The sequence below is a fragment of the Brevundimonas sp. genome (assembly GCF_044336875.1).
GTDB lineage: Bacteria > Pseudomonadota > Alphaproteobacteria > Caulobacterales > Caulobacteraceae > Brevundimonas.
Map to the genome: position 1 here is coordinate 1 of NZ_JBIIOP010000011.1, position 13,049 is coordinate 13,049.

The window sequence follows — 13,049 nt, forward strand, 5'->3', positions numbered from 1 at the left end:
CGCAGAGGCCTTCCTCTTAACCGTTCGGCGATTCGATTGGAGCGCGGAACCTATTGAAACCAACCCAGGAAAGCAAGAAGTTTTTCAACTCTTTCTTCCCCCGATTTCCCCGGAAACCTCAGTCTCCGAAGCCCTCCGGGCCGGCCCGTTTCCGAGCGAGGCGGCTCTATACGGGCCACCCTTTTTGACCGCAACCGGATTCTGACCAATCAATGAAAAAACTGACGGAGTCGGAATCGGCGAACCCATGTCGGCGCCCCGCTCAGCCAGCCGCTATATAGGTTCTAAGGCTTTCAGCCTCTCGCGCATGATCCTCGATCTGGCATTTGACCACGTCGCCGATCGACACCACCCCGACCAGCCGACCGTCGTCGACCACCGGCAAATGGCGAATCCGCCGGTCGGTCATTCGACTCATCAGGGTGGACATCGCCTCGTTCGGGGCGGCGAAGATCACCTTCGACGACATATAGTCGGAGACGGGACGACCAAGGGCGTCGGGTCCGTCGACCGCCAGGGCCTTCACCACATCCCTTTCGGAGAAGACGCCGACGACGGATTCGCCATCCCCGACCCTGGCGCAGACGACCAGCGCCCCGACGCGTCTTCGCTCCAGTTCCCCGCAGGCCTGGGCCAGCGCCAGGTCGGGCGCGATGGAGAAGACGGCGTTTCCCTTGGTCTTGAGGATCTCGGCGACGAACATCGCGGCTCCTTCTCTAGGATTAGAGACGACCGCGGGGCCGGAATGGCGACAGGGCCGCTCGCGAACGATGATCGCTCAGCGGGCGGAGAGAATCAAACCTCGGTTTCGGCAGGCGCCGGCCCCTTGCCGAACGCCCGCGCCAGCGGCCCTATAAGAAGCAGGCCGGCGACGAAGCCGAAGGCGTGCGCCTCCCAGGCGATACGCGCGCCCTCGGCGCCGGGCGCATAGCCGATCAGCCCGGTGACGGCGTTGACCGCCATCCAGGCGATCGAGGCCCCGATCACCCGCCGGTCGAACAGGCCCAGCAGCCGCCCTCGCCCGCCCATCAGACGGGTCGCCGCCCCGATCAGGCCGAAGACGGCGCCGGACGCCCCCACCATGGGCTCGGTCGAGCCCCAGTGGACCAGACCATAACCCAGGGCTGCGATCACGCCGCACCCTATATAGAAGAGCAGGAAGACGGTCGGTCCGATCCGGTCGCCGAACAGACGGGCCACCGGCGCGCCGAAGGCCAGGGCGGCGATGGCGTTCATGATGGCATGGGTCCATCCCGCGTGCAGCAGCATGGCGGTGAACAGCCCGCCCCAGCGTCCATCCTGCAGATCGCTGGGCGCGAAGGCCATGCTGGCTCCCATGTCCGGCAATTGACGCTGGAAGAAGAAGAGCGCCGGCATGGACAGGGCGATCAACACCACCGTTACGGGGGCGTTGAACATCCTCTCGTTCTGCGTGCCGTCGAATCGGCCTTCTGGATCAGACATGGCCCACCCATGCGCAACGATTTCCGCGATCTCAAGCGCTTCTTAACATCCTTAACGCAGGTTGCGGTGCGGATCGTGCCTTCGGTCCGTCGTCCGTCTGCGCGCGAGGAGTCCCAAAAATGCCGGTCAACAGGCTGATCGCTCCCGTCGCGGCCCTGCTCGTCATGGCCGCCCCGACCCTCTCCGCCGCCCAGTCCACGGGCTCGGCCGGCGCCGCCCGGTTCCAGCAGGGCTACGGCGCGGCCCGCAGCACGACCAATACCGCCACCACCGGATCGACCCGTGACGCCAACGGCAACCGGCTGATCGTCAACGGCATCATCCAGTCCGGCGCCTCTTCCTATTCCAGCCAGTCCGGCGGCGTCGCCTCGGCCTACGCCGGGGCGGGCTCGTCCAACGGCGGCGGCTCGACCATCGGCGGCTCCACCGCCATCGGCAACCAGTTGAACGTCGTGGTCCAGGGCAGCTGGAACACCGTCATCGTCAATTCGAAACAGACCAACACCGGCGACGTCAACGCCGGGACGGCTCTCAACGGAAACATCACCCTGCCATGAGCCGTCGCCTCCTCACCCGCACCGGCGCCATAGCCGCCACCGCGGCCGCCCTGCTGCTCGCCGGCTGCGTCAGCCCGGTCGCCGGGCCGTCGGGCCAGTACGCCACGCCGATCGGCAATGCGCCGGTCACCGCCAACCCGACCCCCTATTCTACCGCTCTGTATTGCCTGGCCGACTACGCCCGGCGCTACAATCTGCCCTCGCCGCGCATGGCCGTGGGTCGGATCAGCGACTACACCGGCACAGTCTCTTCGGACGGCGGCCGCCAGATCACCGGCGGCGCCTCGCTGATGGCCAACTCCGCCCTGGCCAAGGCCGGGGCCCGAATCGTCGAACGCTACGACACCTCGGTGTCGGAGCTGGAGCTGCGCTACGCCAACAACAAGCTGATCGGCGACAGCGCCCCCGGCGCCCAGGGTCCGGAAGACACCCAGTACCGCCGCATCCTGGCCGGCCAGGTGCCCGGCTCGGACTTCTACATCGTCGGCGGCATCACCGAGGTGAACTACAATATCCGCTCGGGCGGGTTCGACGCCGCCGTGGGCGAGGTCGACAGCGACCGTCCCGGCTCGGGCATCGCCACCCACCGCACCTATGTGATGAACATCGCCATGGACCTGCGTCTGGTCCAGACCACCACCCTCGAGGTCGTCGATGTCGTCTCGTATCAGAAGCAGATCATCGGCCGCGAGATCTCGGCCGGGGTGTTCGACTTCCTGAACGGCAATGTCTTCGACATCTCGGCCGGGTCCGGCGGAATGGAGCCGACCCAGCTGGCCGTCCGCGCCCTGGTCGAACGGGCCACGGTCGAGTTCATGGCCAACCTCTACGGGGCCCCCGGCCCCGAGATCTGCCTCAACGCCGCCAACGATCCGCTTGGCGATTCCGCTGTCGGTCCGACCGGCGGCTATTATCCGGCCTACCCCACTACGGAGACGAACAATGGCCAGACCCGCGCCGATCCGTCTCGCTGGCATGATCGCCGCGACGGCGACGTTCGCCCTTCTCGCTACTGAGGCGACCGCGCAGGAAACGCCGCTCTGCGATCCAGAGACCGGCTCCACCTGCTCCAGCACCCAGACCCAGAACGGCGACGTCACCGGGACGGTGAACCTGAACGTCGCCGTCGACCAGCTCGAGGTCAGCACTAACGCGCGCGGCAACTCGCTGGCGGGCGGGATCGAGGATTCATCCGGCGCCCTGACCTCGCGCCAGACGATGAGCGGTTCGACGCGGGCTGAGACCACCCTGATCCTGAACGGCGAGTCGGAGGGCGCGATCGCCACGACCACCGATGCGCGGGCCAATTACCTCGGCGTCACCACCGACGGCGCGACCTTCGCCCTCGACGCCGCCCAGACCGCGAACGGCGACCGCGTCGAGGCCACGACCGACATCGACGCCCCCACAGCCCACGTTCTCGGCGGTATGGCCGGCGGATCTCTGGCCGTCGCCAACAGCGTCGCCCTGGGCGGTCCGTCCTCCTCGATCACCGGCACGGTCGCCCAGTCGGCCCAGACCACGGTCTTTGCCGAGACGGTCGCCGACGTGCAGTATATTCCCGCCCAGGGCGACTTTTCGGCCCAGGCCATGGCCAATGCGGTCCAGACCTCCACCACGGGGGCCTCACACCAGAACCTGGCGATCCGCCAGACCAACAGCCCCTCGACGACCGAGGCCCGCACCGACGTCTATGTCGACAACGCCTGGAACCTGGCCGCCCGCGCAAACGCCGGCGCCAACCAGACCGTGCTCTATAACGCCGGCGGTTCGATGGTCGCCAACACCAACCAGAACAACCAGGGCCGCGTCCGCGCCTTCACCCAGGCCCAGACCAATCTTCAGGGCGAGACCGTCGTCTCGGCCCGCGCCGTCGCCAACGAGGTGATCGCCGGCAACAACGACATCTATCTGGAACTGGACAACACCCAGCTGAACTCGGGCGGAGTCGAGGCGAGCGCCGTCTCGATCGGGGTCAACGGCTACGACACCTATGTCGGCGCCGACGCCGTCGGCAACAGCGTGACCGGATACGCCTGCTCGCAATGCGGCGGCGAGGTGAACTTCACCAACAACCAGGTCAACAACGGCAATGTCTCGGCCACGGCGACAACCACCATCGGCGCCGGCCGCGCGGCCGTGGTCGGCGCCAACGCCGTCGGCAACAGCGCGACCTTCTACGTGAGCCGTCCGGGCGGCTGAGATCGACGGCGGAGGGGTCTCGTCAGCCCCGAACGCCTTCCAGACTCGCAATTCGGCGATCCGTCCCCATATGCGACGATGGTCGCCGAGGGTGAGCCGTCTTGGGTGACGGTCGATCCGCCCCGGTTTGATCACCCTTCGAAAAAAATCGCCCATGACATGGCTCATCGAGCTGTTCGTCCGTCACGCTCGCGTGTCGCCCGTTTTCGCGCGTCTGAGTGATCGGCGGTCGGCATGATCGCCTATCTGCTGCTGGTCCATCGCTTCCCCGACCAGTTCGAGCGCCTGTTCAAGGCCATCCACCACCCCGCCCACCACTATGTCGTCCATGTCGACGCCAATGCCGACGCCAGCGTCGCGGCGCAGATCGAGACCTTCCTCTCGGCCTATCCGAACGCCGCCATGCTGGAGCGCCGCCCGGCGCTGTGGGGCGGCTACAGTCTGGTCGACGCGGAACTGCGCGGCATGGCCAAGCTGCTGGAAATGGGCGTGGACTGGGAGTTCTTCATCAATCTGAGCGGCCAGGATTTTCCGCTCAAGTCCCAGAGCTTCATCCGCGCCTTCCTGGCCCGCCATCGCGGCAAGGAATTCATCCGCGCGGTCAATCAGGCCATCGTCCGCTCGGACACCATGAACAGGGTGCGCCACTATGTGGTCGAGCGGCGCAACCGCGTGGTCCGCACGCCCTTCCCGCGCCCCTTCCTGCGCGGCGCGACGCCCTATATCGGCAATCAGTGGATGATCGTCAGCCGGCGCTTCTGCGAATTCGTCTGCCACGACCCGCAGGCGGACCGGTTCAAGGCCTTCTATCGGAACAGTTTCATCGCCGACGAGGGCTTCTTCCAGACGGTGATGATGAATACCGCGACGCACGGCGAGGTCGTCGGCGACGACCTACGCCGCATCGACTGGGTGCCGGACGGGGCGATCAAGCTGCGGCCCCGCACCTATACCATGGCGGATGCGGAACCGCTGACGGCGGGCAAGGATCTGTTCGCGCGCAAGTTCGACGCCGAGGTGGACGCCGACGTCCTGACCCATCTGGAAAACCACATCAGGGCCGAGGCGCACGACGGTCCCGCCCTGGCGTCGATCTCCACCCTTCCTCCGACCGAACGACAGGCGGCCTGACCATGATCGAAGAAAACTATGTGCGGCTTTACGCCAACGACCTGATCCGGATGGCGCAACGCGTCCAGGCGCGGCCGAACGAACTCGACCCGGTGCCGCAACGCCTGGGCCAGGCGCGAACCCATGCTGCGGTGATGGACGCGGCCAAGGGCGAGGGCCATCTCGCCGCGCTGATCACCAGGCTGCGCGATGAGGCGCGGCGTCCGTCCGGTCAGACCCGGATCGGCTCGGACGCCGAGGCCATCGCCTCGGCCCGCCGCCCCGCCCTGTTGCTGGCGATGGCGGATGCGCTCGGCGCGCCTGACGCCAGCCAGGACAGGCAATGGCGCGACGACATCCCTTCGGCGGTATGCGGAACGGACGCGGCGCTTTTGCCCACGTCCCTTGCCACAACATCCCGCGCACTGAACTGACCCGGATCAGACACCCCGTCCCTTCCTCACTTTGTGGGGAGGGGACCTTGACGCCGAAAAACTCAAGCTCGCTCACTCACGAGAAGAGAGACAGGCCTGCGAACCCGACGCCGCCTTGCCCCCGCCGCCGCCCTCCCCTACTCCAGTTCCGTCGCGCCATCGGGGGTTTGCGGTTTATCGGAGTGATCTCATGCGTTCTGCGCGTCGCCTGCTGCTTGTCGCGGCCTCCAGCCTGGCCCTGTCGACCGGCGCCTTCGCCGCCCCCGCACTGGCCTTCACGTCGCCCGCCGCCGTTCAGACCCAGCAGGTCGCCCCCTCCGATCCCTGGGCTCAGGCCGCCAGCGACATTCCCGCCGATCCGGCCGTGCGCTACGGCCTGCTGCCCAACGGAATGCGCTACGCCCTGCTGAAGAACGCCACTCCGCCGGGCCAGGCCTCGTTCCGGCTGCGGATCGACGCCGGTTCGCTGATGGAGCGGGACGACCAGCAGGGTCTGGCCCACTTCATGGAGCACATGGCCTTCAACGGCACCAAGGACATTCCCGAGAACGAGATGCTGCGCATCCTCGAACGTCTGGGCCTGGCCTTCGGCGCCGACACCAACGCCTTCACCAGCTTCGAGCAGACCGCCTATATGCTGGAACTGCCGAACACCAAGGACGAGACGGTCGACGCCTCGCTCCACGTCATGCGCGAGATGATGGGCGACGCCCTGATGGCCGCCGACGCCATCGACGCCGAGCGCGGCGTCATCGTCGGCGAGGAGCGCAGCCGCAACAGTCCGCAGATGCGGGTGCTGAAGACCCAGCTGGCCCTGCTGGCGCCCGGCCAGCGCCTGTCGCAACGCCTGCCGATCGGCGATCTGGAGGTGATCCGCACCGCCCCGCGCGACCGGTTTGTCGACTTCTACGACGCCTATTACCGCCCCTCGCGCGCCACCTTCATCGCCGTGGGCGACTTCGACGTGGATGCGATGGAGGCCAAGATCCGCGGCGCCTTCGCCGACTGGACGCCCAAGGCCGCCGACGGTCCCGAGCCCGATCTGGGCGTGGTCGCCCCGCGCCAGCCCGAGACCAGCATCATCGTCGAGCCCGGCGTTCAGTCCTCGATCCAGATCAACTGGATCAAGGCGCCGGACCTGGATCCCGACAGCTTCGCTGAACGCGCGGAATCCATCCGCCGCAGCCTGGGTCTGGCCGTGCTGAACCGCCGCCTGGGCGAGATGGCCCGCGCCGACAATCCGCCCTTCCTCGGCGCCGGCGCCGGCTATCAGTCCCTGTACGACAGCCTGGACGCGGGCATTCTGTCGGTCGCCTTCACCCCCGGTGAATGGAAGCGGGCCCTGGAGACCACGGAACAGGAGGCGCGCCGCCTGACCCAGTACGGCGTCACCGCGCCAGAGCTGCAACGCGAGATCACCGAATACCGCACCAGCCTGCAGAACGCCGTGGCCACCGCCGCCACCCGCTCGACCCCGGCCCTGGCCGGCGCCCTGCTGAACGCGGTCAACGGCGACACCGTCTTCACCGCCCCGGCCGAGAGTCTGGCCCAGTTCGAGCGGATCGTCGCCGACCTGACGCCCGAACAGGTCGACGCCGCCGTCCGCCCGGTCTTCGAGGGGCAGGGGCCGCTGGTCCTGTTCACCAGCCCGGTCCCGGTCGAGGGCGGCGAGGCTGCGGTCACCGCAGCGCTTGAGGCCTCGCGTCAGGTTCCGGTCGCCGCGCCTTCGGATCAAGCCGCGCTGGAATGGCCCTATGCCGACTTCGGCGCCCCGGCCGTCCCGTCGTCGCGCACCGAGGTCGCCGACCTGGGCGCGACCCTGGTCGCCTTCCCGAACGGCACGCTTCTGAACATCAAGAAGACCGACTTCCGCGCTGACCAGATCCTGATCGGCGCCACCACCGGTATCGGCGGCCTGGGCCTGCCCGCCGACCGCTTCTCGCCCCTGTTCGCCGCCAACACGGTTCTGAACGCCGGCGGTCTGGGCAAGCTGACGGTGGACGAGGCCGACCGCGTCCTCGCCGGCCATGTGGTTTCCTCCAGCGTCAGCCAGGGCGGCGACAGCTATAGCTTCAGCGGTGCGACCCGCCCCGAGGATCTGCAGCTCGAGCTTCAGATCCTGGCCGCCTTCCTGACCGATCCGGGTCTGCGTCCCGCCCCGCTGGAACGCGCCAAGGCCTCCTATCCGCATGGTCTGGAGCAGAGGGCCGCCACCCCAGGCGGCGCCTTCGGTCTGCAGGCCGGCGAATTGCTGGCCGGCGGCGACAAGCGCGCCGCCACCCCGACGGTCGAACAGTTCCAGTCGGTAGAGATCGAGCCCCTGCGCGAGCAGATCAAGGCCGCCCTGGCCCAGGGTCCGGTCGAGATCACCGTCGTCGGCGACGTCGATGTGGACGCGGTCATCGCCGCCGTCGGCTCGACCTTCGCCGCCCTGCCCTCGCGCGGCCCGGCGCCGACCCCGCCTGCCGGTTCGGATCAGCGTCGCTTCCCGGCCCCGACCGCGACCCCGATCCGCCTGACCCACACGGGCCAGGCCGAACAGGCCCTGGGCTTCGTCGCCTGGCCGACCACCGACCAGATCGCCGACCGCACCACGGCGCGTCAGCTGTCGATCCTGTCGGCCGTGCTGCAACTGCGCCTGAACGAGGAGATCCGCGAGAAACAGGGCATCGCCTATTCGCCCAGCGCCAGCTCCAGCAGCTCGGACACCTTCCCCGGCTACGGCTATCTGGCTGTCGCCGCCGAGGTGCCGCCGGAGTCCCTGAACAAGCTGTTCGACGCCGTCGACGTCATCGTCGCCGACCTGCGCGACAAGCCGGTGGATGCCGACGAACTGAACCGAGCCCGCCTGCCCGCCGTCGAACGCCTGCGCCGCAGCATGGCCGACAACGGCTACTGGCTGGGTCAGCTGTCCGAGGCCCAGTCCAACCCGGCCTCTCTGGACCAGACCCGCAACAATATCGCGGTGCTGGAAGCCGTCACGCCGGCCGACCTGCAGCGTCTGGCGCAGCAATACCTGACGGCTGACAAGGCCTGGCGCGCCGAAGTTGTCTCCGACAAGGCTGCCGCTCAGTAGGCAAGAAAAAGGCCCCGGTTCGCGCGCACGAACCGGGGCCAGTCTTCAGGATCGTCGACGGAGAAGCCGACGATCTTATGTTCGCCTGCGCGGCCTGAGCCGCGCCTGAACGGTCCGGTACGGCTCCCGTTCAGAACACCCGGCCGCCGACGCCGCCGTCCAGGGTGATCGCCCCGGTGATGACCGTGCTTTGGGCCTGTTCCTCGCGGTACTCGGTGTATTCCTCTTCGCGATACATCGTCAGGATCTTCACCCCGGCGCCGTAGCGACGCAGCAGCGAACGTTCGTTGCAGTCGCGTTCGGCCTTCTCGGGACGGCATTCCAGCCGGCCTTCGCCGCCGAACCACAGGGCCTCGTGCTTCTTGCAGGTCAGGGTCGTGCCGTGGTCGAAATTGATGTCGCCGGCATAGTCGGCGATGGTCGCCTGCAGCCAGGTGCCCGACAGACAGCGATAGATCTCGCCCTCATAGCCTTCCGCGATCTCGCGATCGGGACGAACCTGCGAGGCCGGATGCGGCACCGAGCGGTCGTCGATGCAGACGGCCTGGATCACGACCCGCTTCATCGAGCGGCGATAGGCGGTGAAGGGGGTGCGCACCGCCTGGGCCACGCCGTCGACGGCCAGACCCTGGATGGTGGTCGGATAGGGCTGGTCCACGGTCACATAGGCCGCGCCGCCGCCCCCGCCGTAACCGTATCCACCCGCATAGCCGCGCGCATTGACGAAGCCGCGCGAACCGGCGGTCGCCCCGGCGTTGGCGTTGGCGCCGGCGCCAACATTGACGTTCACATTGACGTTGGTGCTGGAATTCCAGTTTCCGCCGCCGGGCGGGCCGCCGCATGAGCCGCCGTTGCCGCAGCCCGGAATCTCCGGCGGCGGGGGCGGTTCGCAGCTGGTGCAGGGCGGGGGCTCGCAGCCGGTGCACTGGGCTGCGGCCACGCCGGCGCCCGCCATCATGGCGAATCCGGCCGCCAGGCCCAGCATCCAATTCCTGATCCGCTGCCGCATCGGCGGGACTCCCGAACGAAAAATCCTGTCGTCCGGACGAGACTCCGGGCGATCCAACCTTAACCAAGACGGCAAAAGCCTTTCGTTTCCGTTGAGACGGCGAAGTCTTCGGGGATGGCGCGATGCCGCATCCGTCTGCTAGACCGCCCCACAATGACCGTCCGCGTCTCCATTCGCCTGATTTCGATTAGCCGCCCGGCGTAGCGCCTCTGGGCCACTTGGCCCCGTGCACGCCGGGATCGACACGCGAACGTAAACCTAAAGACGCCGAGACGACCTATGGCCGACGCCCCCGAATCCACCGCCCGCGACTATCGCGACACCGTCTTCCTGCCGGAGACCCCCTTCCCGATGCGCGGCGGCCTGCCCCAGAAGGAGCCGGTCATTCTGGAACAGTGGGGCGACCTCTATGGAACCCTGCGCGCCGAACGCCAGAAGCAGAACGCCCCCCTCTACGTCCTGCACGACGGCCCGCCCTACGCCAACGGCGACATCCATATCGGCCACGCCCTGAACAAGACGCTGAAGGACTTCGTGGTCCGCAGCCGCTTCCTGCTGGGCTATGACGTCGACTATGTCCCCGGCTGGGACTGCCACGGCCTGCCGATCGAGTGGAAGATCGAGGAACAGTTCCGCGCCAAGGGCCGCCGCAAGGACGAGGTCTCCAAGGACGAATTCCGCGCCGCCTGCCGCGAATACGCCGGCAAATACATCGACCTGCAGCGCGACCAGTTCAAACGCCTGGGCATCACCGGCGACTTCGCCAACCGCTACGCCACCATGGACTTCACGTCCGAGGCGGCCATCGTCGCCGAATTCCACAAGTTCAAGAACTCGGGCCAGCTGTATCGCGGCTCCAAGCCCGTCATGTGGTCGCCGGTCGAGCGCACGGCGCTTGCCGACGCCGAGATCGAATACCACGACCACGTCAGCCCGACGATCTGGGTCAAGTTCCCGGTCACGGGCGTGTCGGACGATCATCCCGACGACCTGCTGGCCTTCCGCTCCAGCACCCCGTCCATCGTCATCTGGACGACCACGCCCTGGACCATCCCGGCCAACCGCGCCATCAGCTACGGCCCCGAGATCGCCTATGGCCTCTATGAGGTCACGGCCATGGAAGAGGGGCTGGAGTTCGCCCCCTGGGCCAAGCCGGGCGACCGCCTGATCATCGCCGACAAACTGGCCGAAGAAGTGTTTCGCGCTGCGAAGATCGCCACGTGGACCCGCGTCTACGACATCAATCCCTCGGGCCTGGAAACCGCCCACCCGCTGGCGGCCCTCGACAGCGGCTACGGCTTCTCCGTGCCCCTTCTGGCGGGCGACCACGTCACCGACGACGCGGGCACCGGCTTCGTCCACACCGCCCCGGGCCACGGCGCCGACGACTTCGAGGTCTGGAAGGCCCACGGTCATCACGAGGTGCCGGACACGGTCGACCCGGACGGCGCCTACTACCCCTCTGTCCCCCTGTTCGCGGGCCTGAAGGTGCTCGAAACCGAGGGCAAGAAGACGGGCAAGTTCGGCCCCGCCAACGGCGCGGTGATGGAAAAGCTGATCGAGGCCGGAAACCTGCTGGCGCGCGGCCGGCTGGAACACTCCTATCCCCATTCGTGGCGGTCGAAGGCCCCGATCATCTTCCGCAACACGCCCCAGTGGTTCATCCGCATGGACGAACCGCTGAAGTCCGGCGACACCCTGCGCGAGACGGGGTTGAAAGCCATCGACGACACGGCCTTCCACCCCGCCGCCGGTCGCAACCGCATCCGTTCGATGGTCGAGGGCCGTCCCGACTGGCTGGTCAGCCGCCAGCGCGCCTGGGGCACGCCCCTGGCCATGTTCATCGACAAACAGACCGGCCAGCCCCTGCATGACGCCGAGGTCGACGCCCGCATCGTCGCCGCCGTCGCCGAACAGGGCGCCGACATCTGGTTCACCGCGCCGGACGCCGACTTCCTCGGCGCCCACGACCCGGCCCGCTACGAGAAGGTCGAGGACATCCTCGACGTCTGGTTCGATTCCGGCTCGACCCACGCCTTCACCCTGGACCCGCGCCTGCCGGAGAACGGCTATGCCGGCGACCGCCCGGCCCACTGGCCGGCCGACCTCTATCTGGAAGGCTCCGACCAGCACCGCGGCTGGTTCCAGTCGTCCCTGCTGGAGGGCTGCGGCACCCGCGGCCGCGCCCCGTTCAAGGCGGTCCTGACCCACGGCTTCACCCTCGACGAGAAGGGGGAGAAGATGTCCAAGTCCAAGGGCAACACCACCGATCCCCTGACCATCATCAAGGAGAGCGGCGCCGACATCCTGCGTCTGTGGGTGGCCCTGGTCGACTATTCCGAGGACCAGCGGATCGGCAAACAGATCCTGCAGACCACGGTCGACGCCTATCGCAAGCTGCGCAACACCGTCCGCTATCTGCTGGGCGCCCTGTCTGACTTCGACGAGGCCGAACGCCTGCCGCTGGACCAGATGCCGCCGCTGGAGAAGTTCGTTCTGCACCGCCTGCACGAACTGGACGCCCAGGTCCGCGCCGCCTACGCCGAATACCGCTTCCAGGACGTCGTCCGCCCGGTGCTGGAGTTCTGCTCCAACGACCTTTCGGCCCTCTATTTCGACATCCGCAAGGACGCCCTCTACTGCGACCGTCCCGACAGCCTGCGCCGTCGCGCCGCCCGCACCGTGATGGACGAGGTCTTCTCCCGCCTGACCGCCTGGCTGGCGCCCCTGACCCCGTTCACGATGGAAGAGGCCTGGACGACCCGCTTCCCAGACGCCGGCACAAACTGCGCGCGGGTGATCCCGGAAACCCCGACCGAGTGGCACAACCCGGCCGAGGCCGAGCGTTGGGCCGCGATCAACACCGTCCTTGAAGTGGTCAACGAACAGCTTGAGGCGGCGCGCCGCGACAAGCTGATCGGCGGCGCCCTGGACGCCTGGCCGACGGTCACTGCCCCGGCCGGCGCCTTCGCCCCGTTCGACGGCCTAGACGCCGCCGAAATCTTCCGCACCTCGGGCGCCGAACTGGTCGAGGGCGGCGAGACGATCACCGCCGTCGTCGCCGTCGCCGACTATCCGAAATGCGCCCGCTCCTGGCGCCGCGTCCCCGACGTCGGTTCCGACGCGGCATACCCCGACCTCTCGGCCCGCGACGCCGACGCGGTCCGGTATTGGGACCAGACGCACGGGTGATCCAG

The 13,049-nt window shown here is 67.8% G+C and carries 11 protein-coding genes; 8 read left to right on the forward strand and 3 right to left on the reverse strand.

Features of this window, described 5'->3' with window-relative positions; translation table 11 throughout:
* A partial coding sequence (locus ACIQ1T_RS12820; RefSeq protein ID WP_395944942.1) for a hypothetical protein occupies nt 1–205 on the forward strand: 205 nt, incomplete at its 5' end.
* A gap of 57 nt (nt 206–262) precedes the next feature.
* On the opposite strand, the gene ACIQ1T_RS12825 is transcribed toward ACIQ1T_RS12820, so the two are convergent.
* On the reverse strand, nt 263–703 hold the full coding sequence (locus tag ACIQ1T_RS12825) for a CBS domain-containing protein (RefSeq protein WP_395944943.1): 441 nt from the start codon (nt 701–703) through the stop codon (nt 263–265).
* A 92-nt stretch (nt 704–795) separates the two neighbouring features.
* Nucleotides 796–1,464: a rhomboid family intramembrane serine protease gene (locus ACIQ1T_RS12830; protein WP_395944944.1), complete on the reverse strand. Its 669-nt coding sequence runs from the start codon at nt 1,462–1,464 to the stop codon at nt 796–798.
* 119 nt (nt 1,465–1,583) lie between these two features.
* Between ACIQ1T_RS12830 and hfaA the strand changes: the two genes are divergently transcribed.
* The 6 genes from hfaA to ACIQ1T_RS12860 all read left to right on the forward strand — a co-directional run bounded on the left by hfaA (nt 1,584) and on the right by ACIQ1T_RS12860 (nt 8,843).
* A complete protein-coding gene (gene hfaA / locus ACIQ1T_RS12835; protein ID WP_395944945.1) occupies nt 1,584–2,021 on the forward strand; it encodes a holdfast anchoring protein HfaA in 438 nt (145 codons plus the stop codon).
* Nucleotides 2,018–3,037 (forward strand): holdfast anchoring protein HfaB, encoded by a 1,020-nt coding sequence (gene hfaB, locus ACIQ1T_RS12840; protein WP_395944946.1) that lies wholly within the window; start codon nt 2,018–2,020, stop codon nt 3,035–3,037. The genes hfaA and hfaB overlap by 4 nt, the downstream gene beginning before the upstream one ends.
* Complete coding sequence (gene hfaD / locus ACIQ1T_RS12845) at nt 2,964–4,223, forward strand: holdfast anchor protein HfaD (RefSeq protein WP_395944947.1); 1,260 nt, start codon at nt 2,964–2,966, stop codon at nt 4,221–4,223. Before hfaB ends, hfaD begins: the two co-directional genes overlap by 74 nt.
* 234 nt (nt 4,224–4,457) lie before the next feature.
* Complete coding sequence (locus ACIQ1T_RS12850) at nt 4,458–5,354, forward strand: beta-1,6-N-acetylglucosaminyltransferase (protein ID WP_395944948.1); 897 nt, start codon at nt 4,458–4,460, stop codon at nt 5,352–5,354.
* 2 nt (nt 5,355–5,356) lie between these two features.
* The gene (locus ACIQ1T_RS12855) at nt 5,357–5,767 is read left to right on the forward strand and encodes a hypothetical protein (RefSeq protein ID WP_395944949.1); all 411 of its coding nucleotides are present in this window, start codon (nt 5,357–5,359) and stop codon (nt 5,765–5,767) included.
* A 190-nt stretch (nt 5,768–5,957) separates the two neighbouring features.
* Nucleotides 5,958–8,843 (forward strand): M16 family metallopeptidase, encoded by a 2,886-nt coding sequence (locus tag ACIQ1T_RS12860; protein WP_395944950.1) that lies wholly within the window; start codon nt 5,958–5,960, stop codon nt 8,841–8,843.
* Nucleotides 8,844–8,973: 130 nt separating this feature from the next.
* On the opposite strand, the gene ACIQ1T_RS12865 is transcribed toward ACIQ1T_RS12860, so the two are convergent.
* The gene (locus tag ACIQ1T_RS12865; protein WP_395944951.1) at nt 8,974–9,852 is read right to left on the reverse strand and encodes a hypothetical protein; all 879 of its coding nucleotides are present in this window, start codon (nt 9,850–9,852) and stop codon (nt 8,974–8,976) included.
* A gap of 279 nt (nt 9,853–10,131) precedes the next feature.
* On the opposite strand from ACIQ1T_RS12865, the gene ileS reads away from it, so the two are divergent.
* Entirely contained in the window at nt 10,132–13,044 is a 2,913-nt protein-coding gene (gene ileS / locus ACIQ1T_RS12870; protein WP_395944952.1) for an isoleucine--tRNA ligase, read from the forward strand.
* Nucleotides 13,045–13,049 lie beyond the last annotated feature (5 nt).